The sequence below is a fragment of the Paraburkholderia sp. BCC1884 genome (assembly GCF_900996225.1).
Taxonomy (GTDB): domain Bacteria; phylum Pseudomonadota; class Gammaproteobacteria; order Burkholderiales; family Burkholderiaceae; genus Paraburkholderia.
Window position 1 is genome coordinate 123,554 of record NZ_CAAJGL010000123.1, and the last position, 21,413, is coordinate 144,966.

At 60.4% G+C, this 21,413-nt stretch carries 18 protein-coding genes and 1 pseudogene; 8 read left to right on the top strand and 11 right to left on the bottom strand.

From position 1 onward, the window contains the following. Positions 1–117: 117 nt before the first annotated feature. The 6 genes from FQ705_RS28140 to coxB all read right to left on the bottom strand — a co-directional run bounded on the left by FQ705_RS28140 (position 118) and on the right by coxB (position 7,434). Positions 118–1,443 (bottom strand): MFS transporter, encoded by a 1,326-nt coding sequence (locus tag FQ705_RS28140; protein WP_222105676.1) that lies wholly within the window; start codon positions 1,441–1,443, stop codon positions 118–120. Between the two features lie 437 nt (positions 1,444–1,880). Continuing rightward, entirely contained in the window at positions 1,881–3,227 is a 1,347-nt protein-coding gene (locus FQ705_RS28145; RefSeq protein WP_186308057.1) for a cytochrome c, read from the bottom strand. 82 nt (positions 3,228–3,309) lie between these two features. Continuing rightward, positions 3,310–3,735: a hypothetical protein gene (locus tag FQ705_RS28150; protein ID WP_186308029.1), complete on the bottom strand. Its 426-nt coding sequence runs from the start codon at positions 3,733–3,735 to the stop codon at positions 3,310–3,312. Further along, positions 3,720–4,373, bottom strand: a complete 654-nt coding sequence (locus FQ705_RS28155) for a heme-copper oxidase subunit III (protein ID WP_144146962.1) — start codon at positions 4,371–4,373, stop codon at positions 3,720–3,722. The genes FQ705_RS28150 and FQ705_RS28155 overlap by 16 nt, the downstream gene beginning before the upstream one ends. A 1-nt stretch (position 4,374) precedes the next feature. Further along, entirely contained in the window at positions 4,375–6,414 is a 2,040-nt protein-coding gene (ctaD, locus tag FQ705_RS28160) for a cytochrome c oxidase subunit I (RefSeq protein WP_144146965.1), read from the bottom strand. A gap of 30 nt (positions 6,415–6,444) precedes the next feature. Continuing rightward, complete coding sequence (gene coxB / locus FQ705_RS28165) at positions 6,445–7,434, bottom strand: cytochrome c oxidase subunit II (RefSeq protein ID WP_260854658.1); 990 nt, start codon at positions 7,432–7,434, stop codon at positions 6,445–6,447. A 281-nt stretch (positions 7,435–7,715) separates the two neighbouring features. Between coxB and FQ705_RS28170 the strand changes: the two genes are divergently transcribed. The 7 genes from FQ705_RS28170 (at position 7,716) to FQ705_RS28200 (ending at position 16,450) form a co-directional block, all read left to right on the top strand. Beyond that, a complete protein-coding gene (locus FQ705_RS28170; RefSeq protein WP_144146968.1) occupies positions 7,716–9,548 on the top strand; it encodes a thiamine pyrophosphate-requiring protein in 1,833 nt (610 codons plus the stop codon). 10 nt (positions 9,549–9,558) lie between these two features. Beyond that, positions 9,559–10,680, top strand: a complete 1,122-nt coding sequence (locus tag FQ705_RS28175) for an enolase C-terminal domain-like protein (RefSeq protein WP_144146971.1) — start codon at positions 9,559–9,561, stop codon at positions 10,678–10,680. A gap of 17 nt (positions 10,681–10,697) precedes the next feature. Beyond that, on the top strand, positions 10,698–11,696 hold the full coding sequence (locus FQ705_RS28180; protein WP_144146974.1) for a hypothetical protein: 999 nt from the start codon (positions 10,698–10,700) through the stop codon (positions 11,694–11,696). Next, complete coding sequence (locus FQ705_RS28185) at positions 11,693–12,358, top strand: gluconate 2-dehydrogenase subunit 3 family protein (protein WP_144146977.1); 666 nt, start codon at positions 11,693–11,695, stop codon at positions 12,356–12,358. The genes FQ705_RS28180 and FQ705_RS28185 overlap by 4 nt, the downstream gene beginning before the upstream one ends. After that, entirely contained in the window at positions 12,348–13,991 is a 1,644-nt protein-coding gene (locus FQ705_RS28190; RefSeq protein WP_144147592.1) for a GMC family oxidoreductase, read from the top strand. The genes FQ705_RS28185 and FQ705_RS28190 overlap by 11 nt, the downstream gene beginning before the upstream one ends. 119 nt (positions 13,992–14,110) lie before the next feature. Beyond that, entirely contained in the window at positions 14,111–15,013 is a 903-nt protein-coding gene (locus tag FQ705_RS28195) for an SDR family oxidoreductase (RefSeq protein ID WP_144146980.1), read from the top strand. Positions 15,014–15,139: 126 nt separating this feature from the next. Then, positions 15,140–16,450 carry an NRAMP family divalent metal transporter gene (locus FQ705_RS28200; protein WP_186308031.1) on the top strand — a complete coding sequence of 437 codons (1,311 nt, stop codon included), beginning with the start codon at positions 15,140–15,142 and terminating at the stop codon, positions 16,448–16,450. Positions 16,451–16,579: 129 nt separating this feature from the next. Here FQ705_RS28200 and FQ705_RS28205 read toward each other — a convergent pair whose 3' ends face one another. Next, the gene (locus FQ705_RS28205; protein WP_144146983.1) at positions 16,580–17,023 is read right to left on the bottom strand and encodes a response regulator; all 444 of its coding nucleotides are present in this window, start codon (positions 17,021–17,023) and stop codon (positions 16,580–16,582) included. Between the two features lie 491 nt (positions 17,024–17,514). On the opposite strand from FQ705_RS28205, the gene FQ705_RS28210 reads away from it, so the two are divergent. Next, the gene (locus FQ705_RS28210; protein WP_144146986.1) at positions 17,515–18,090 is read left to right on the top strand and encodes a chemotaxis protein CheB; all 576 of its coding nucleotides are present in this window, start codon (positions 17,515–17,517) and stop codon (positions 18,088–18,090) included. Positions 18,091–18,455: 365 nt separating this feature from the next. On the opposite strand, the gene FQ705_RS28215 is transcribed toward FQ705_RS28210, so the two are convergent. From FQ705_RS28215 to FQ705_RS28230, 4 genes and pseudogenes are all read right to left on the bottom strand, one after another. Then, entirely contained in the window at positions 18,456–18,896 is a 441-nt protein-coding gene (locus tag FQ705_RS28215) for a DUF488 family protein (protein WP_144146989.1), read from the bottom strand. A gap of 197 nt (positions 18,897–19,093) precedes the next feature. After that, positions 19,094–19,492, bottom strand: a pseudogene (locus FQ705_RS28220) (GFA family protein); the annotation flags it as partial. A gap of 77 nt (positions 19,493–19,569) precedes the next feature. Then, positions 19,570–19,857, bottom strand: a complete 288-nt coding sequence (locus FQ705_RS28225; protein ID WP_144146992.1) for a hypothetical protein — start codon at positions 19,855–19,857, stop codon at positions 19,570–19,572. Between the two features lie 256 nt (positions 19,858–20,113). Further along, entirely contained in the window at positions 20,114–21,001 is an 888-nt protein-coding gene (locus tag FQ705_RS28230) for a manganese catalase family protein (RefSeq protein WP_144146995.1), read from the bottom strand. Between the last annotated feature and the right edge of the window lie 412 nt (positions 21,002–21,413).

Genomic DNA, 21,413 nt, shown 5'->3' on the forward strand with positions numbered 1-21,413 from the left:
TGCCGCCTGCCGAATGTTCGTTGTAAAAGACTCATGAGTAGGCATCAAGGAATGCGCATGCTCACGACGAACCTACGTGGTGCAGACAGCAGTATTTGTTCCTGGTTACACGCCAAGTCAGTGACTGATTTTTTCCAATGCCAGCCCCCGCGTTCGCGGTCCGAGCAGAATCATGCAAATGGCGACAAGCATCGACACGCCGATGAAGGCCGCCACGCCCGGTACACCGTAGCCATGCAGCAGAATGCCGATGGCAAGGCCCGCGAAAGCTGCGGATATCCGGCTCCACGAGTAGACAAATCCAATTGCCCGGGCCCTGACCCGCGTTGGATAAAGCTCGGCCTGATAGCCGTGATAGGCATACGACATGATGTTGGCCGACAGCGTGAACAGAACGCCGAGGGAAATGAGTTCCCAAGGTTCGGAAACTTGCGAAAAGATCGCAATCACGACACCCATCATTACCAACCCGCCGATGATCTGAACCTTGCGCTCCACCCGGTCTGCGAACAATGTGCCGAGCAGCGGACCAAAGGGATTCGCAATGGCGATGACAAACGCGTAACCCAGGCTTGCGGTGACATGAATGCCTCGGTGAATCAGAAGCGTCGGCACCCACGCTGCAAACCCATAGAAGCCGATCACCTGAGCCATGTTGAAAATCGACAGGATGATCGTGCGGCGGCGATAAAGTGGCGAGAAGATTTCCCCGAACGAACTACCGCCCTGGCTCTCGGGCGTCACCGTTTGCAGCGGACTCAATGTAATGCCTTTTTCCGCGACGACCCGGCGTTCGATATCAGCGACGATCAACTCGGCTTCATCGAGCCTGCCGTGACGCGCAAGCCACCTCGGACTTTCCGGGATGTGGCGCCGCAAAAACCAGACGACGATCGCACCGACGGAGCCTATCAATATCACGACGCGCCAGTAGTCGAGGCCAAGTGGTCGTGTGCCTTTCAGCACGTAGGCAAGAAACGCGACCAAAGGAACGACGGAAAACGTGATGAACTGATTGACGGCGTAGGCGCGTCCTCGTTGCTGACTGGAGATCAACTCGGAAATGTAGGTGTCGATTGTCACCAGTTCGACGCCGATGCCGATCCCCGCGATGAAGCGCCAGATGTCGAGCCCCAGCCCCGACGACTGGAACGCCATGATGATGGTGCAGACCATGTACCAGATCATTGACCACGTGAAGATCAGGCGCCGGCCGAAGCGGTCCGCCACGTATCCGAAAGCCAGCGTGCCGACCCATAAGCCGGCAAAAGTAGCAAAGACAAAAGTGCCGAAACCGGAGACAGCCAAAGGTTGAAGCGAAGCAAGAAACCCCAGCGACTCAGGCTTGAAAAGCCCCGACTCGTTCATGCCGGGAGCCACGTAACCTGTGAAGAAAAGATCATAAAACTCAAAGACGCCGCCTAGTGAGATCAGGATCACCATGATCCAGACGGTTCGTGACGGCGGCAGGCGGTCAAGCCGTGCCGCTATTTCGGCTGCTTTTCGTTGGGACATATTCACCTTTTTTAGTGACTCGCCATGCAGCAGTAGATAGTGGGATTCTCCGCGCGAAGCTGCCCCGCCTCGCGGCATCCAGCTTGATCATTCGGTATCTCGGGATCAATCTCACACAGTTTCGCGAGTGGACGCAATGCGTGTGAGTACCAACACGCCCGAGCGGAACACGGCCCGTTGCGCACTCGAAGACGACAGCCGTCCGCAGAGTTGATGGCGAACCTGCCGGACAATAAATCAGCTGTAAGTGCAGTGGCCGTCATTCGCGCGGCTTGCTGTCAATATGCTTTCACGCCCCGTCTATCCGATTGCACGCCGCGTCGCATAGGGAGCGCCGCAACATGCATAGCCTCACCCAGCGCGCGCTACTTATGCAAGGCGTTGCGAACGTCCGACACATCGCGAACGGTCACCGGTGCAGCCGCATTACCCCACGTATTGCGAACGAAAGTCAGGACGTGGGCCATTTCGCCGTCGTCCAGTTTGCCCGCGAAAGACGGCATCTTGCGCGACTCCGGGCCCTCCTGCGTCTGCGGACTGCCGCCCCCCTCCACCAACAGGCGCACGAGCGAAGTTGCCGAAGGCGAGAGCACCGCTGGATTGCCGGCAAGACGTGGATATTTTTGCGGTACGCCCGCGCCGTCCATCTGATGACAGCGCGCGCAGTAAGTCGCGTAAATACCTGCACCGGGTCGTTCGACGTCGCCTGTTTCAAGTGCTTGCACGGTCTGCTGAGCGGCCCGCGAATGTGCGTTGAAATGGCCACTTTGCGCACGCGGCGGCAGGGCTTTCAGGTAGACGGCAATCGCATCGAGGTCGGCACTGTTCAAGTACTGCGTGCTGTCTTCGACAACCTGCACCATGCTGCCGAAGGTGACCAGTCCGCCGCCGTGGCCATGCTTGAGGAAGTCGGCGATGCTGCCAGCGGAGCTACGTCCCAGCCCCGACCCAGGGTCGGCGGTCAGGTTCGGCGCAAACCAATGGTCGTTGGTGCCGCCCGTCAGATACGTTGCGCTCGCCTCACTGTAGCCGCGCTCCTCGTAAGCGGGCCCGCGCGGCGTATGACATGCGCCGCAGTGTCCGAGCGACTGCACGAGGTAAGCACCGCGGTTCCATTGGACATCGCGCCTGGCATCCGGTTTGAAGACGCCATGTGGCGCAAAGACTCCGTCCCAGAACATCAGCGCCCAGCGCTGGTTGAACGGAAACGGCAATCTGGTCTCCGGCGCGGGCGTGGCTACTGGTGACACGCCGTGCATGAAGTAGGCATAGAGCGCATGCATATCGTCGTCCGCGATCTTTGAAAACGACGGGTAAGGCATTGCCGGATAAAGCCGCTTGCCGCCAGGTGCGACGCCATTACGCAACGCCCTTGCGAAATCGTCATAGCTATAGCGGCCGATACCCGCATCGGGGTCGGGGGTGATGTTCGAGGAGTAGATGGTGCCGAATGGCGAAGCCATCCCGAGGCCGCCTGCAAAAGCAGGCGCAAGTATCGGCTTATCGCCCGGTCGCAACACGCGTGGCGCAGCGGTGTGACAACCGGCGCAGTCTGCGGCCTTGGCAAGATAGGCGCCTCGAGCGATCTGGGCGTCGTCGGTGCCACCGGCGGTGACGTTGACGAGGCTGCTTGCAGCGTCGGCGGCCGAAGCGTTGGTCGGGGCGGCCGCGGAGGCTCGCGTGAATCCCAATGTCACGAGCGCCGACACCATCAACACGACGGGGCTCGCCCGCTTCAGCAATTGCCAAAGGAGGGAGGACTCTGCCGGAGCAACGCGATCGCGGGTGTACATCTCACCACCACCTGCACGGCGACACGATCGCAAGCGCCACATCGGTCGCGATCAGTGCAAAGAGGAACAGCACGCTGCACATCGCCGAGACGCGGCTCAGGAACCACGCGAGTTCGGCTCTCGTACGACGCGCGCCGCTCAAGGCGCCCCACGCCGCTGGTCCAATCCGGCGCAGATTGCGCCACGCGATCAAACTGCCGGTTACGCCCGCCACGAAACAAAGCGCGCTGACCACGACGAGCGCCGGACGTACCCACGGCACGATTGGCGCAGACAGTGGCTCGTTGAACGGATAGCAGCTTTGCGCGGCAAGCGTCTCGGCGACCACGGTCTGCACCAGCCAGGCGAACGGCGCGACGAGGAGCCCAGCCAGCGCGTATCGCGTCGGCGGATACGACGCTTCCGGCGGTTTCATATCCCGGGCCATGACCACTCCTGAAACAGATAGGGCGTGAGATAGAGCGTGCTGAAAATGAACAGCCACACGACATCGACGAAGTGCCAGTAGAGGCCGCCGATCGTCAACGCCGCACAGCGTTTTTCGTCGAAATAGCCGAGTGCGGTCCATAGCAGCAGGAGCAACAGCACGATGATCCCCACCACGACGTGCGCCATATGGAAGCCGGTGATCGTGAAGTACAGCGAGCCATACAGATGCGTGGTCAACCCGTACGGGTGATCGTGCCATTCGACCATCTGAATGCCGATGAAGGCGCAGCCGAGCACGACCCCCACCGCCATCGAAGCTACCGCCCAGCGCACGCGCCGGCGACGCACGAAGCGTTCGCATAGCCAGACAAACCCGCTGCTCGACAGCAGAATCAGGGTATTGGCAATGCCGAGACCCAGTTTCGGCAGACCTTCGGGTGGCCAATGCTGCTGACTCTGCGAGGCCAGATACAGATACGAAAAGATCAGATAGCCGAACAGCGCGCCTTCGGTGGCGATCAGCGTGAGGCAGCCCCACCAGCCGCCCGAGCGTTCGCCGGCACTGCCCACGGGAAGCGGTCGCGCGGGTTCCACAGGCTCAGACGACGGTTGACCCAGATCGATGGCGTCGCTCATGTCAGCCTCCCGCGTCGTGAACTACGGCCAGCTCGCGCTGGATCAACGCCCGTTCGGGCCACAGCCAGGCGATGATCGACACAGCGCAGCCGGCCACCATCGCGCCCGCGAAAATCCACGCGCTGAGTGCGAGCCCGGCGAACACGAGCGTCGCAAACACGGCAAGCCAGAACGGCGCATACGAATCGCCGGGCATCTTCAGGATGACATCCGGGATCGCTTCGAGCGCGGTCGTGCCGAGCGCCTCGCGGCCCTGCGCGAGCAGGTAGCCCTCGTTGAGTTGCGAGCGCGTACGAACGGTGACGCCAGGTTCGTCGATTCGACCTTCCCACAGGGGATGACGGCTCGCGAGCGTCGGCACCACGGCGAAGTTGTACGGCGGCGGCGGTGAGCTGACCGACCACTCGAGCGTAGGTGCATCCCACGGATTGTCGCCGGCCGGCTCGCCGCTTTTCAGGCTCACCAGCAAGTCGATCAAAAAGATCAGCACGCCCGCCGCGAACAGAAACGAGCCCAGCGACGTGACCAGATTCACCGTATTCCAGCCCATGTCGGCGGGATACGTGTAGATGCGGCGCGGCATGCCGAGCAGCCCCGCGATATGCATCGGAAAGAACGCGATATTGAAACCTGCGAACAGCACCCAGAACGCGAGCTTGCCGAGCCGCTCACTCATCATCCTGCCGGTAAATTTCGGATACCAGAAATAGATGCCGCCAATGACTGGAAACACGTTGATGCCGAGCAGCACATAGTGCAGATGCGCGACCACGAAGTAGGTATCGGTGAGTTGCCAGTCAAACGGCACGGCCGCGGTCATCACGCCCGACACGCCACCCACCACGAACAGCAGCACGAAGCCCGCGAAAAACAGGAATGGCACGCGAAACACCGGCCGTCCCGTCCAGATCGTTGCGATCCATGCGAAGGTGGCGACCGCGCTCGGGATAGCAATCACCATGCTGGCCGCGCCGAAAAACGATAGCGCAAGCGCCGGAATACCGGTCGCGAACATATGGTGTATCCACACGACGAAGCCGATCACCATGGTTGCGACGGTTGACAGTGCAACCGGTACATAACCCACGAGGGGCCGGCGGCAGAACACGGGCAATGCATCCGACACGATGCCCATGGCCGGCAAGACGACTGCATACACCCAGGGATGCGCGAAAATCCAGAACAGATGCTGCCAGAGTAGAGGACGGCCACCGTTCAGCACGTCGAAGAAATGCGTGCCGATGCGCCGGTCCATCCACAACAGAAAAAAAGCCAGACTCACCGAAGGCACCGCCAGCAAGTTGCCGCCCGACGCCGTGAGCGTGCCCCACACCAGCACCGGCATCCGGTCCAGCGACATGCCCGGCGCACGCATGCGCAGCAGGGTCACGACAAAGTTCATCGATCCGACCGTTGTCGAGATGCCGAGTAGCACCATGCCAAGCGCGTACACGTCGATATTCGGCCCGGTGCTGTATTCGAGCCCGGAAAGCGGCGCGTAGTTGAACCAGCCGGCATCCGGCGCCTGCCCTGCCGGGAAACTCGCGTACAGGAAGATGCCTGCAAACAGAAACACCCAGTAGGACAGCGCATTCAGACGCGGAAACGCCATATCGCGCGAACCGAGCACGAGCGGCCACAGATAGTTCGAAAAGCCGGACAGCACGGGTAGCGCGTACAGAAAAATCATCGTCACGCCATGCATCGTGAAGAGCTGGTTGTACTGCTCGGGCGTGAGCACTGTTGCGTTGGGGCGAGCGAGCTGGATACGCATGAGCAGCGCTTCAACGCCGCCCATCAGCAGAAAGATGAAAGCGGTGACCAGATAGCGCAAGCCGATGGTTTTATGATCGACTGTCGAAAGCCACCCTCGCCAGCCGGGCGGCGCTTCCCATATCTCGCGCAGACGCTTTTCCTCAGCGCTGCCCGGCGCCACCCGGCCGCGTTGAGGCGTGCGCGCGAGGGCCGAATCGACAACGGCGCCGGGAGATCCAGGTTGTGGTTCGCCAGGCGTGGCGGCAGTCGCAGGATGATCGGCCATCGATAGACGCTCCGTGATTACAACGGGGTTTCAATGCAAGGTCGCCAGATAGGCCGACAACGCAGCAGCATCGGCAGAGCTCAGTGCGATGTCGGGCATCAATGCTTCGGGTTTGATCTGCTGCGCGTGCTCGATCCAGTCGAGCAGATGTTCCGGCGTATTGGTCAGCGTCCCCGCGGCGATCGTGCGGCGCGACCCGAGATGGGTGAGATCGGGCGCCTGCATGCCTTGCGCGTCGGTGCCGCGAATCGAGTGACAACCGGCGCAGCGCTCCGCGAACAGATGTCGGCCCGCCACGACGGCGGTGTCGACGGCAAGCGCCGCTGTCTGTCCTTGTGCATCGCGCCAGGCGTTGAAATCCGCAGTATTTTGCGCGACTACTTCGAAGGCCATATGCGCATGTTGTGCGCCGCAAAATTGCGAGCATTGCCCGCGATAGACGCCCGCACGGTCCGCCTGAATCCACTGTTCATTGGTCTGTCCCGGGATGGTCTGCGTCTTCCCCGCGAGTTGGGGGACCCAGAACGCGTGGACGACATCCGCGCTTTTCAAGCGTACTTTGATCGGCTCGCCGACGGGGATATGGATTTCGTTCGCCGTGCTGAAATTGCGCGCCGGATTGGGGTCGTCGGCGTAGTCCACTTTCCACCACCAGTCGTAAGCGGTGACGGTGATGGTCAACTGGGGATGCGTGGTCGGCGAGGCAACGGATTCAAGCGTCACCAGAATGTAAACAAGCATGGCCAGCAAGACGACCGAAGAGATACCGGTACCGATGTAAATCCAGCGCATGCCGCCCGGCTCAGCGTGAAGCGACCCTGCCTGTACAGCCGGGCGCTTGCGCGTGATTGCCCCAAGCAGTAATCCGGCGACGATCAGTGTCACGAGGACCGCGACCGCGGTCATGGCCCAGCCGAGGCGCATGGTCGGATTGGCCGCCGGGCCCGCTGCGTGGAGAAAGTAATTGAGCGGCGCGATCGGGTCGGCACGAGCCGAAGTCGGCGCGAGAGGCAGTAACAGGCAGGCGCGTCCTGTCCGGGCAATTAGAACGCGTACCTCGGTCGTCTTCCCTGCGGACACTGTTGGCTCCCGTGGAATCGTTGCAGTGACGGCGCGCCCTGCGCACAACAGGACAAGGCGAGAAACCAGTAGCAAAAACCGGACCCCGGGCGCGTCCTTGCTCTGACCGTTGCGTGACCTCCTTCCTCCGAGTGTGAGTCGCCGTCACTACCTGATTGAAAGACTGCGGAACGATGCTTGCGATGTCTTCGATAGTCCAATTCTTCCTGCAGGAGCAGTCCATGTCCCAAACCGTCGGCGACTTCATTATCGAGCGACTTCACGCATGGGGTGTCCGTCGCATCTACGGTTATCCCGGTGACGGCATCAACGGCGTGTTCGGCGCCCTCAACCGCGCCCAATCCGAAGCCAAGAAATCCAGGTCCGGCAATCCCACCTCGCCGATCGAATTCATCCAGGTCCGCCACGAGGAGATGGCGGCTTTTATGGCGTCCGCGCACGCGAAGTTCACCGGCGAGCTCGGCGTATGCATCGCGACCTCCGGTCCCGGCGCCTCGCATCTGATCACCGGCCTGTACGACGCGAGAATGGATCACATGCCCGTGCTCGCCATCGCGGGACAGCAGGCAAGGGCGGCGCTCGGCGGCCATTACCAGCAGGAACTCGACCTCGCTTCGTTGTTTAAAGACGTCGCAGGCGCATTCGTCGAACAGGCCTCGGTGCCCGCGCAGGTGCGCCACCTTGTCGACCGCGCCATTCGCATCGCCCTGTCCGAGCGCAAGGTCACCGCCATCATTCTGCCGAACGATCTGCAGGACCTTCCCTATGAAGCGCCGGGCCGCAAACACGGCACGCTGCATTCTGGCGTGGGTTATCGCGCCCCGCGCCTCGTGCCCTACCCCGACGATCTTCAGCAAGCCGCCGACTTGCTAAACGCAGGAAAAAAAGTGGCGATTCTCGTCGGTGCCGGCGCGCTGCACGCCACCGACGAAGTCATCGCCGTCGCGGAAAAGCTTGGAGCAGGCGTCGCCAAAGCATTGCTCGGCAAGGCCGCGCTACCCGACGATCTGCCGTGGGTAACCGGTTCGATCGGGCTACTCGGCACCAAGCCGAGCTACGACCTCATGACGGAATGCGACACGCTGCTGATGATCGGCTCAGGCTTTCCGTACTCGGAATTTTTGCCGAAGGAAGGTGCCGCGCGTGGCGTACAGATCGATCTGAAAGCCGACATGCTGAGCCTGCGCTACCCGATGGAAGTAAATCTTGTCGGGGATAGCGTTGAGACGTTGCGCGCGCTGCTGCCGCTACTCGAAGAAAAGCAGGATCGTGCCTGGCGCAAGAAGATCGAAGGCTGGACTGAGGACTGGTGGAAAACGCTCGACAAGCGCGCGCATCAGGCGGGCAAAGACGCGGTCAACCCGCAGCGCACAGTCTGGGAACTGTCGAAACGGATTCCAGCCAATTCAATCGTCACGAGCGACTCGGGTTCGTGCGCAAACTGGTATGCGCGCGACCTGAAGGTCCAGCGCGGCATGATGTGCTCGTTATCTGGCGGCCTTGCGTCAATGGGCGCGGCGGTGCCCTACGCGATCGCTGCCAAGTTCGCGTTTCCCGAGCGCCCGGTGATTGCGCTGGTTGGCGACGGCGCGATGCAGATGAACAACATGGCCGAACTGATTACGGTGTCGAAATACTGGAAGGACTGGGCTGATCCGCGGTGGATCTGCATGGTGCTCAACAACAGCGATCTGAACCAGGTCACGTGGGAGCAACGCGCGATGGAAGGCGATCCGAAATTCGACGCATCGCAGGATATCCCGTCCGTCCCGTATCACAAATTCGCGGAGCTGATCGGGCTGAAAGGTATTTACGTCGACAACGATGAACAGATGGGCGCCGCATGGGACGAAGCGCTGGCGTCGAACTGTCCAGTCGTCATCGAAGTGAAAGCCGATCCGAACATTGCACCGCTGCCGCCGCATATCACGCTCGCCCAGGCCAAGGCATTTGCATCGACCTTGCTGAAGGGCGATCCGAACGAAGGCAATGTGATCGTCGAAACGGCGAAGCAGGTGCTCGGCGCCGTACTCCCCGGTCATCACGACAAATAAGCGTGTAAACATGACGGATCGCACTGCTCCAGATGGGACGTCGCAGGCGTCGGTGACCGGCATACGCGCCCGCGCATACCGCATTCCGACTGACGCGCCGGAAGCGGATGGCACGTTCGCGTGGCAGGCGACCACACTGGTCGTCGTCGAGGTGTACGCAGCCGGGAAAACGGGAATCGGTTACACGTATAGCGATAAAAGTGTTGTCGGGTTGATTCACGATACGCTCGCCGAATGCGTGTTACACCGGGACGTGTGGGACATTCGCGCGATCTGGCAGCGTATGCAAGGTCAGGTGCGTAATCTCGGCCGTTCGGGCCTGGCGGCCACGGCGATCTCGGCAGTGGACTGCGCGCTGTGGGACCTGAAAGCGAAACTGCTCGACGTCCCGCTCGTGCGACTGCTCGGCGCCGCGCGCGAATCCGTGCCGCTTTACGGCAGCGGCGGCTTCACCACTTACAGCGACAAACAGATGCGCGATCAACTTGCCGGTTGGGTCGAGCGCGATGGTTGCCGCTGGGTGAAGATCAAGATAGGAACCGAGCCGGAAAAAGATCCTGCGCGTGTAGAGACGGCGCGCGCAGCTATTGGCGACGCAGGCCTTTTTGTTGACGCCAACGGAGCATTCACACCGCAGCCTGCGCTGCATTGGGCCCAACGTTTCGCAGAGCAGCGCGTCGAATGGTTCGAAGAACCCGTCTCGTCCGACGACGCGGCGGGCTTGCGCTTTGTGCGTGAGCATGCGCCGACCGGCATGGAGGTCGCCGCCGGCGAGTACGGTTATACCCTCGACGATTTCCGGCAATTGCTGGCTGCGCAATCGGTCGACGTGCTGCAGGCCGATGTTAGCCGCTGTGGCGGCATCACCGGCTTCATGCAGGCTGCCGATCTCTGCGACGCCTTTCACGTGCCGCTGTCGGCTCACTGCGCGCCCGCGCTACACCTTCACGTTGCGTGCGCTGTACCACGTCTGCGTCACCAGGAATGGTTTCACGATCACGTACGGATCGAATCGATGCTGTTCGACGGCGCTCCCCGGGCGATCGATGGCGCCATCGCGCCGGATCTGACACGCCCGGGTTGCGGTCTCGAATTCAAATCCCGCGACGCCGGTGCCTATCAGCTCCAATAACGAAGGAACCCGATAACATGAGTTCTCAACGAGTTGCGGGGCTGGCGGTTGCGGTGGCCGGCGCGACGGCAGTAGCGGCGCTGGCGATGCGGTCGGCTCGATCCACGAGCGACGAAAGGAAGTGGAGAAACACGCTGGAATTCGTTCCCGGTCGCGCCTCCATTTCGCGACAACGGCCACTGCCCACGAGGCATTCGCACGGCGTCAGCACCCAGATTGAGGCGGCTCGAAGTTTTAATCACAGTTCCGCGCTACTCGCGCTCTCCGTACTTGCCGACAGCGCGATGGAGCACTATCGCGGTTCGTTCGACAACCCGGCGATGTTCACGCCGCTGATCTCCGGCACCCTTTCTCTGCTGGCCGGCTTGCATGGCGGCCAGGATCACCGGCAGGAGACTCATCGACTGCGGCACGCAATCTATCTGGGCGCGGCTGTCGCAGGTATCGCCGGCACAGGTTTCCATCTTTACAACGTCACGAAACGGCCTGGCGGCTGGAGCTGGAACAACCTTTTTCACGCGGCGCCGGTCGGCGCGCCAATGGCGCTGCTGCTCTCAGGCGCTTTGGGCGCCGTCGCCGAGCAGTTACGCAATAAGCCCGCGCGCGATCCTCAATTGTTCGGCATGCCAGCCGGCCGCGCGCTGGGATTGCTGGTCAGTGCGGGTTTGGTCGGCACCGTCGGTGAAGTCGGGCTATTGCATTTTCGTGGCGCGTTTCAGCATCGCGCGATGTACGCGCCGATTATCGTGCCACCGCTTGCGGCTGCGCTACTCGCCCAAGCCGCAATGGAAGTGCCGCGCGAGCACTGGCTCGCACGACTGTGGTTACGGGCCACGGCGGCGCTCGGCTTCATCGGCGCCGGGTTTCATGCGCGCGGCATCGCCCGGCGGCAGGGCGGCTGGCGCAACTGGAGTCAAAATCTGTTCAGCGGACCGCCCTTACCCGCACCACCGAGCTTCTCAGCGCTGGCTCTGGCTGGCCTCGCGGCCCTACGTTTGAGAGAGAGCGAAAAATGAGCGACAGGGAACGCAAGGCCCGCCCCACCCGCTACCCCGGCTACGATGTACTCGACAAACGCAGCACGCCGTCGTGGGACGAAGCGACCCGTACCGTGATCGCTCAACGGCTCGCTACGCCAGCCGAGCCTCACTTCTTCAATGCCGTGGAATGGCTGGCGGTATGCGCGTTATGCGTCTGCATCGTGCCGCAGGCGAATGCACTGCCGGTGGTCCCGCTCCCTCAGTTGCTCGATGCGAAGCTCTTAAAAAACACTGGCGACGGCTACCGCGACGCCCGCTTGCCGCCCCTTCAGCAGGCATGGCGCACAGGGCTCGCCGCGCTCGATGCCGAAAGCCGCGTGCGTCACGAGTTGCCGTTTAGCCGCCTTGAAAAGTCCAGCCAGGTGGCACTGCTCGAATCGATGCAACGCGGCGAACTGACAAGCGACGCGTGGGACGGCATGCCCGCAAAACTCTTCTTTGCAGAACGCCTGCTACACGACATCTGCAGCATGTATTACTCGCACCCGCACGCATGGAGCGAAATGGGCTTTGGCGGGCCGGCTAATCCTCGTGGCTATGTACGGATGTATTTCGACCGGCGCGACCCGTGGGAGGCCGCTGAGGCTGAAGCTGGCGAAGAAGACAAAGCCCGCAAGGAGAACCAGCGTGCTCGATGACGCCCTGCACAATCCACGCGGCAAGAATGGACGCGCTCCCGACGTATTCGAACACGGCGGCTGGGTGCCGATGCGTGAGTATCCGAACGATGAAGAGGTCGACTTTGCGATCGTCGGTACCGGTGCCGGCGGTGGAACGCTCGCGTGCCGGCTATCTGAACAAGGATTCAAGGTCATCGCCTTCGATGCTGGCGCGTGGTGGCGTCCACTGGAAGAATTCGCCTCCGACGAAAGCCATCAGGCAAAGCTCTACTGGACCGACGAACGTATCTGCGACGGCGAGAACCCGCTGAAGCTGGGCAATAACAACAGCGGCAAGGCAATTGGCGGCAGCACGGTTCACTTCGCCATGGTGTCGCTGCGCTTTCGCCCGGAATGGTTCAAGTCGCGCAGCGTGCTCGGCTACGGCGCGGACTGGCCACTCGACTGGCGCGAGATGTGGCGCTACTACGCGCAAGTCGAAGACGCGTTGAAAATATCGGGGCCGGTTAATTATCCCTGGGGACCCAAACGGCCCCGCTACCCCTATCGCGCGCACGAATTGAATGCCGCCGCGCTCGTCCTCGCGCGCGGCGCCGAGGCGCTGGGCATCGACTGGGCGGCCACTCCGTTGGCGACGCTGTCGGCCCCGCGCGGCAAAGCCCATCCCTGCGTGTATCGCGGCTTTTGCACTTCAGGATGCGCGACCAACGCCAAACAGAGCGCACTCGTCACGTGGATTCCTCGCGCGGTGAGCGCAGGTGCCGAAATACGCGATCTCGCAATGGTCGGTCGTATCGTTACAAACGATGCCGGACTTGCAACCGGGGTCGAGTATCTGCGCGAAGGACGCTGGCAATTTCAGCGCGCGAAGAACGTCGTCGTGGCCGGCTACGCGATCGAAACGCCACGACTTTTGCTGATGTCGGCAAACGGGCGCTTCCCGAACGGCCTCGCCAATAGTTCCGGGCTAGTTGGCAAGAACCTCATGGCACAGTCAAATCAGGCCGTCTATGGCACATTCGACGAAGAAATCCGCTGGTACAAGGGCCCTCCTTCGTTAGCGATCACCGAGCACTGGAATTATAAAGATACCGGCAAAGACTTCTTCGGCGGCTATTCGTATATGAGTCAGGGACCGCTGCCCCTTGGCTGGGCTAGCGTGCAAAACGGCCGTGGTTTATGGGGCGACTCATTGGCCAAAGAGATGCAAAAGTACAACCATCAGGCCGGATTGAAAATTGTCGGCGAGATGTTGCCGCAGGAATGCAACCGCGTGACCCTTGCCGATGAAAAGGATCAGTACGGCCTGCCCGTCGCCCGCGTGACCTATTCGCTATGCGATAACGACAAGCGGCTAATCGCTCATTCACTCGATTTCATGGAGAAGGCACTCGGCGCTGCTGGCGGCAGTGAAATCTGGCGGGAAAATGACGACACCTGCCACCTGAATGGCACCGCACGCATGGGCGATGATCCATCCGCCAGCGTGGTCAATGCCGATTGCCGGAGCTGGGATATACCGAATCTATGGGTATGCGACGGGTCGGTGTTTCCGACCGTCGGTGGCGTGAATCCGTCGCTGACCATTCAGGCCATAGCCTGCCGCACTGCCGACCGTATCGTCGAACTGGCTGCGCGCGGCGAATTGTAATTGCGTCTCGCAGACAGGCGGTCTTGCTCAGGAATGTGCGTTGCTCAATCGTTGAACTCATATGCGGGTTGCAAGCCGACGCCCCATACCCGCCGACGACAGACGCAAGGAGTCCATTCATGTCGACCACCAAAGATCAGTTCACGATGCAGGACCCGCTGAAGCAATATCCGCAACCGCCATTCGAACGCCAGCCGCAGCCCGCACCCGGTCTCGCGCAACAGATGAACCCGAAGCCCGATCACGGCGAAACCAGCTATAAGGGATTCGGAAGACTGGTGGGCCGACGCGCGCTAATAACTGGCGCGGACAGCGGCATTGGCCGCGCGGTCGCAATTGCATTTGCGCGTGAAGGCGCAGACGTCGCCTTGAATTACCTGCCGACCGAAGAAGCCGACGGCCGGGAAGTTGCCAAACTGGTTGAGGCGGCTGGCCGACAAGCCATCGTATTGCCCGGCGATATTGGCGACGAAGCGTTTTGCTCGCAGATCGTCGACCATACGGTCCAGAAACTCGGTGGCCTCGATATTCTGGTGAACGTCGCGGGCAAACAGACTTATGTCGACGATATCGCCGATCTTTCGACAGAACAACTTGAGGCGACGTTCCGCACCAACGTGTTTGCGATGTTCTGGCTATGCAAAGCCGCTCTGCCGCATCTTCCGCCCGGTGCGAGCATTATCAACACCACGTCCATCCAGAGCTATCAGCCGAGTCCGGGCCTGCTCGACTATGCGTCGACCAAAGCGGCCATCACCGCCTTCACGCATGCATTCGCAAAACAGGTCGCCGGCAAGGGGGTGCGCGTGAACGCTGTCGCGCCAGGACCGGTATGGACGCCGCTGCAACCCAGTGGCGGTCAACCCCAGGAGAAAGTCGAGAAGTTTGGCTCGGAGGTACCGATGAAGCGCCCCGGGCAACCCGCCGAGCTCGCACCGATTTATGTGTTGCTTGCGTCGCAGGAATCGAGCTTCGTCACCGGCGAGGTGTATGGCGTGACTGGCGGCAATCATTTGCCGTAAAGGGGGCGGCCGATGATGTCTGCTGATCCGGCTGACGTCATCGAAAATAAGAGACACAGGTGGCGTCTGCGCGAGAGCCGGTCTGACAAATGACCGGATCGCAACCCGCACACCGGAAGGAGAAGCATGTCTGCCATCCACGAACACGAACGAGGCACGGAAGCACATGACGAGCTGCCCGCGCATTCGTGGGCGGCACATATCGGCCCGGGACTGGTTTCGACCGCGACGGACAACGATCCTAGCGGCGTGGTGACGTATTCGCTGGCTGGTGCGCAGTTCGGCTATGACATGCTCTGGACGTGCCTGTTGTCATATCCGTCGATGGTCGCGTTCCAGCTGGTCGCAGCGAGAATCGCCGCACAGACGGGCAAGGGACTGACCGTGAACATGCGGGAGCATTATTCACGCCTCCTGTTTTACCTTGCCGTGATGCGCTTTCTCATCGCCAATATTGTCAACATTGCCGCCGATGTCGTCGCTATGGGTGTTGGAGCTCAGCTTGTCTGGCACGGCTCAGTACCGCTATACGCTGCAGCCTTTGGCATGCTGTCCATGGCGCTTCAGTGGTTTGTACCTTATGCGCGCTATGCAAGCGTTCTGAAATGGTCTGCCGCGTGTCTGTTTGCCTACGTTGGTGTCGCGGTGGTCAGCCACGCGCCTTGGCAGACGCTCGCTTTCCATGCCGTAGTCCCGCGATTTACATGGAGCGTCGATTACTTCACGATGCTGCTGGCGGTGCTCGGTACGACGATCAGTCCATACCTGCTTTTCTCACAGGCCGAGCAGCAGATCGAAGAACAGAGGCCGCATTCACCATCGCAATCGAGAATGGGCCATGCAGCCTGCGATACCGGCAACGCTCAATTGAGAAAGGTGCGCCGCGATACCTTGCTAAGGACGGTGCTCTCTAACGCAGTTGGATTGTTCATCATGGCAGCGGCAGCAATGACATTGCATTCCACCGGACACAGTCTCAACAACGCATACGATGCAGCGAGCGTATTGCGGCCGCTTGTCGATGGATATGCGTCACAGGTGGTTGGGGTCGCGTTTATAGGAACCGCCCTCCTCGCGCTGCCGCCGCTGGCCGGCTCGGCCGCAAACGCGGCGGTGAGTGCGCGCGATCAGCAGGTCGGCAAGCAACGCAATCGCCCTGTCGCGTGGGCGCTACTTGGTGTGATGGTGCTCGGTACTACGATCGGTGTAGCGCTGGCGCTCGCGCATGTCGAGCCGATTCGCGCGCTGTACTGGAGTGCCGTCCTCAACGGTTCGACGGCGACGCCTGTCATGGTCATGCTTGTGCTACTAAGCATGAAGCGCTCGGCAATCGGCGACCTCAGTGCTCATTGGAGCTTGCGTGCACTATGCTGGCTCGCCACCGTATTCGCGGGTGTAGCGCTAGTCGCACGGTTTGCGTGCGAGTGGCTTTCTTAATGGTGGCCTGAGCGCTCTCCGCCCGGGTGAAACGCCGGTGCCCTCGCTGAACTGCGTCTGCGCGGCGGGTCCGAGGCGGCGCGCGCTATGTGTGAGTTCATATTTCGCAACCCCGGGCTGTTCTTTAATTCAACGATGCCAGTATTCATCGAGGATGTCTGCTATGCGCCACACGGGACACAGTCTGCGAAAGAAGCCATCAAAACCCGCCTTTCGGATTTCAGCAGGCGACTCGTTCGACATGTTGCCCGTCAACGCGACAAACAGCATTTGCGCCGAACCGGCCTCCCTTCGCGCGTACCGCATGAGCCGGTCGATGTTGACGGATCCGAGCCGGGTGTCGATAAGCAGAACCCCTGGACTCCAATGCTCTAGCATCAGCTGAACGGCTTCCAGTTCACGGACATTTACCGCACTGACGCCGCGGAGCCGGAGCAGAAGCGCAATCGACTCGCCCATCGCCAATTCAGGGTGCACGATAACGACGCTAAATGAATCTGATTTTCCGGCGACGCACCGACGGCCCCATAGTGCGAACTCGCACCCGCTATCGTGAGAGGGGCGCATGGTCATGGCAACTTCCCGCCCCTCGGCTCGGCATAAGGCGTAGCAGACGCGGAAATGCGTCTGAATCCGCAGTGGCGCTACGGGATTGCATGAAGTGCCATGCGCCACGGTGGAAGTGTACGCGCTGGTGGGCCCGCCGCCTAACCCTGCTTTCCCTTTGGGCCAACCAGCGTGGTTGCCGACTGCACTGCGGGAAGCCGCCGCGACCTGACCATCAAGAGGGTGCAAAGCCGACATTTACCGACTTCATGCAGGTGCGGCCAGACAGTAAGTAGAAATGTACTGGCGGCGATGATAAGTCCTTCATCGACGAGCCTACCGTTGCCCGCCCGCTTCCGACACATCGACGTGGAGGAAAACTGGCAGTCCGGGACCGCACGTTGCTCGAGAAATTCTGTATGACCCGCGCGTATCACCACGACTAGCCTGAATAGAGGCCGGGTCGCGTCAGAGGGGTACTCGGCCCATACACTCATTTAATTTCGGTCGGAGTGACCATGAACAAGCGCGACATTATTGCCATTGGAGGGTCACTGGGCGGCTTGGAGGCGCTAATTCAAATAATGCGCGGGTTGCCCCCAAGCTTTCCCGCAGCATTTCTTGCGGTATTGCATACAAGTCCAACGGGTCCCCGATTGCTCGCGCAGATAATCGGAGCGTCAACCTCCCTGGACGTGACGTATGCCGAGCACGGTCAACAGGTGCAAAGGGGATGTCTGCTGATTGCACCTCCCGACTGCCACATGACCGTGCAACCGCCGGGTATCGTGATGCTTGATCGTGGCCCTAAAGTGCGCCATGCGCGGCCCGCCGTCGACCGGCTGTTCGAATCCGTTGCGGACACGTTCGGACGCCGCGCAATCGGGATCGTTTTGTCCGGGGGTGACCATGACGGCACTGACGGGATCGAGTCCATCAAGTCCGTCGGCGGTATTGTGATTGTTCAGGACCCGCGCGGCGCCCGCGATCCCCATATGCCCTTCAATGCCATACGGGATGACCACCCCAATTTCATCACGCCGATTGATGACATTGGGCCACTGCTTGAACGATTGACGGGTGTCGGAGAGTGAGCCGCACCTAAAATGCTCGCTGCCGTTGCGCAATGCTCTCGACGGATCGGCGCACCCATCGCTGTCCTTGCCGGACGAGTTATAAAAAAGGCCCGGCCCAAATAGAGCACGGGCCGCAAAACACGCCGAGAAATGAAGACAACACCCTCGGACCTAATTACGATAATCAAGGATTTTTTCCGAGTCAACATGAAACGCTGATCGGTTTGGAAAATATTTTTTCTCGGCAAGCAATACCGAACAAACAATGATGCGGTAAATAGAGCGGTGGAGCGGAGAGCCGCACATAAGGATAGAGTGATTGCTTGCCGGACCGCGTTCCCAAGGGATGCATGACGTCGGCGCCGGCATCGTCTTATTTGCAGTCAAAGGAGGTGCGTAACGTTTATTTCGCAATCCCAACACGACCTCAAATATTCGACTGCAAGCCTGCGGTGACAGTAATGCGGGTTATCCTCGCTGCACAGTAGACACCCCCGGTCAAATAGCGACTTGTCGAGTGTGCTCTCGACGCGGCGCCTGGCCAACAGTGAACCGTATTCTTCGGCGTAACCGTCCCAGCTCAGTTCGTTTTTCCGATATCGCGCCAGCATTTGCTTTTCGGGCGCCAGATCTCGGAGTTCGACGAAACTCGCCCCGAGAAGTTCGAATAGAAAATACTTTAGATCTGCTTTCTTCGCAAACCCGGCAAGCTGCGAAACGTTATTAAGGCGAACGTCCAGCAGCGTCCGCACTTCCGCCTGACGCAGCAAACCAAAAAACTGCTCGGCGGACTTGTTAGTAAAGCCTATCGTTGCGACATGCATCGATTCTCCTCCGAGGAGGTAGCCTCCTCATGGGGTTTCGCGTCATTTAAACGAAGCCGCTATCAATCCGTAAGATCGAATTTGACGGTGAGTCAGAGGCACCCTGCCGGTTCAAGTCATCGCCTACAGTTCGGCAGGTCGCTTCGCTGCGTCACTACTCCGCTGAAACTCCAGATTGATAAGGATCTCGATGCGAGGCGGCCTTCGTCATACTCTTTTCGCACACCCGTGGGGAGCCACGGCTCCTTATGGCGGCACCACAGTTCGTCAGTAGGTTCGTAGATTCCCGCCTGATCGAAAGCACCTAATGCCAAGTCCACTTCATCGCTACTCAGGCATTCCATGAAAATCACGGAACCGCATAGCGGGCAAAAATGCCTTCGTGAATCAGGAGAGCTTCGCCAAGCCACGGTCGTGCCGGAAAATTGAACGGTGCCGCGCTTGAACATCGCATAGCTGCCAAACGCGCTGCCATGGACCCGCCGACATGTCATGCAATGACATATCGAAACTCTGAGTGGAAGCGTAGTGACCTCCAGTCGAACCGCGCCACACGCACATCCGCCAGTCTGTTTGATTCGCGCGCTTTGTCTCATCACGACCTCTCTCCTGACGGTATAAAGCAAGGCTGATTTGTGATCGCACTCGCGGAAGTGGGTGATGCGCGTCGGCCTTATTGCTTGGCTGTGGACGCGGCGCTCGACGGGGTACTAACTACAGGGGGTTCGCTGCTCGCCGCGCTCACTGCGCTGGCACCTGCGCCCGCCGCGCTATCCACCCGTTTGGCGGCATCGCTCTCGCCAGGCGTGCCGTTGGCCGCCGCCGAGTTACTCATGACTCCGCTGCTACCTACATTCAGGCTCCCAGCGTTACCGTTGTCCGTGCGCTTGCAGCCGGTGACGGCAAATGACATCGTAGCGGACACAATTGCGATCAATAGGGTCTTGATGAGTCGATCCATGGGGCGTTTCTCCCGACATAATTGACGACAAATCGCCTGCTTCGACCTTCACATACGCAGCATCGCCCGTGCCAGTGATATTCGAATCGCACAAGCGCGCCTGGAACATACCGTCCACGCCGTCTGCGAACCGTTATCAGAACACCGCACAATAAACATTATTGGTCAGTGTTCCGGGATGTCGACGGCGACGGTTAACGCGAGCGCGCCGAGCGCGCTCGCTTGATCGCCGCTTCTCAACCACTTCGGTGCGACTTTATTTCTCGGGTTCGGCGACAGTTTGTCCTGTACCTAAGTCGGCGCCGGTCGTCGGGTCTAGACTCGTATCCGATGCAGTACGTGCAGCCATGGCCGTCAAGACTTTTGCATCTGAGCCCGACACATTCACCGAAGCGAGCCCATCACCGCCGTCTACTGCGGGTTCGGGCGTCTCGACGAATTCCCACCCGGGGCCCTCGTTCCACGGACCTCGCGGCGCGTCGTCGCCTTGCGACATGTTGTAGTACACACTCGCGAATTCCGGCACGCCCGGACGTTTGCCTTGAGGAAAGTTCGGCTGAATCGAATGCAACGCTTTCTCAAAGGACTTCTGGTGAGCGATTTCCCGCGTCATCAAAAAACCAAGTGCCTCGGAAATGCCCGGGTCATCGGTCACGTTCATCAGGCGCTCATATACGATCTTGGCCCGCGCCTCTGCAGCGATATTCGAGCGCAGATCTGCGGTAGGGTCACCGATAGTGTCGACATAGGCTGCACTCCATGGAACACCGGCTGAGTTTGTCAGCGCGGGGCCGCCTCCGTACAGCAACGCTGTCGTGTGTGAGTCATTGCCACCGCCCGTCATCGACCGGTAGAGTTCGGCCTCTGCCTCAACGCCTTCGGCAAGTTGTCCCTTCGCGCTCTTGTTCAACATCGCGACGATGGACCCGATTATTTCAAGGTGGCTCAGTTCCTCAGTGGCAATAGAAAAAAGCAGATCCTTTCGACCTGGGTCATCTTCTCCGACCGCCTGGGTGAAGTATCGGCAGGCTGCTCCCAGTTCGCCCTGGGGGCCACCAAATTGTTCCAGCAGCAGGTTAGCCAGTCCGGGATTCGGGGCGCTAACACGAACAGTGTATTGAAGGCGCTTGTTGTGCATAAACATGTCACTTCTCCATAGAGGGCCGGATACGCGGCGACGAGATGGGAGGCTTCGCTGCCATAACGATGCGACGAGTACTCAGGCGGGGCAGATATTCCGGACAGCTGCACACTAGGCGACGCTAGGTGCCGCACCCTCATGGGCGCCCGGGTCTCAGAGCGCAGCGCTCTGGCAAAAATGCAGCATTGCGCTGCACGAGGAAGATAAATCATTCGCCGCATGCCGCGTTCCCGGGCAAGAGCGCTTTTTCCCTAGCTCTGCCCAAGGGGCCGCAAGGCTATATGCCGTATCGCCCGCGCTGAGTTTCGCCGGGTCCCGGTTCGCGCATGGGGCCGCACGCGAACGACCATAGCGAGTGGCCTGTCCTGTAGAAACGACAATGCGTTTCCCTGGGTCTCTCGCGGGCACGTTAAAC

Coding starts and splice junctions, on each gene's coding strand:
- FQ705_RS28140 (WP_222105676.1), bottom strand. CDS start 1,443: ATGGTGATCCTGATCTCACTAGGCGGCGTCTTTGAGTTTTATGATCTT.
- FQ705_RS28145 (WP_186308057.1), bottom strand. CDS start 3,227: ATGGTGTCGGCGCTCGTGACATTGGGATTCACGCGAGCCTCCGCGGCC.
- FQ705_RS28150 (WP_186308029.1), bottom strand. CDS start 3,735: ATGGCCCGGGATATGAAACCGCCGGAAGCGTCGTATCCGCCGACGCGA.
- FQ705_RS28155 (WP_144146962.1), bottom strand. CDS start 4,373: ATGAGCGACGCCATCGATCTGGGTCAACCGTCGTCTGAGCCTGTGGAA.
- ctaD (WP_144146965.1), bottom strand. CDS start 6,414: ATGGCCGATCATCCTGCGACTGCCGCCACGCCTGGCGAACCACAACCT.
- FQ705_RS28170 (WP_144146968.1), top strand. CDS start 7,716: ATGTCCCAAACCGTCGGCGACTTCATTATCGAGCGACTTCACGCATGG.
- FQ705_RS28175 (WP_144146971.1), top strand. CDS start 9,559: ATGACGGATCGCACTGCTCCAGATGGGACGTCGCAGGCGTCGGTGACC.
- FQ705_RS28180 (WP_144146974.1), top strand. CDS start 10,698: ATGAGTTCTCAACGAGTTGCGGGGCTGGCGGTTGCGGTGGCCGGCGCG.
- FQ705_RS28185 (WP_144146977.1), top strand. CDS start 11,693: ATGAGCGACAGGGAACGCAAGGCCCGCCCCACCCGCTACCCCGGCTAC.
- FQ705_RS28195 (WP_144146980.1), top strand. CDS start 14,111: ATGTCGACCACCAAAGATCAGTTCACGATGCAGGACCCGCTGAAGCAA.
- FQ705_RS28200 (WP_186308031.1), top strand. CDS start 15,140: ATGTCTGCCATCCACGAACACGAACGAGGCACGGAAGCACATGACGAG.
- FQ705_RS28205 (WP_144146983.1), bottom strand. CDS start 17,023: ATGACCATGCGCCCCTCTCACGATAGCGGGTGCGAGTTCGCACTATGG.
- FQ705_RS28210 (WP_144146986.1), top strand. CDS start 17,515: ATGAACAAGCGCGACATTATTGCCATTGGAGGGTCACTGGGCGGCTTG.
- FQ705_RS28215 (WP_144146989.1), bottom strand. CDS start 18,896: ATGCATGTCGCAACGATAGGCTTTACTAACAAGTCCGCCGAGCAGTTT.
- FQ705_RS28225 (WP_144146992.1), bottom strand. CDS start 19,857: ATGGATCGACTCATCAAGACCCTATTGATCGCAATTGTGTCCGCTACG.
- FQ705_RS28230 (WP_144146995.1), bottom strand. CDS start 21,001: ATGTTTATGCACAACAAGCGCCTTCAATACACTGTTCGTGTTAGCGCC.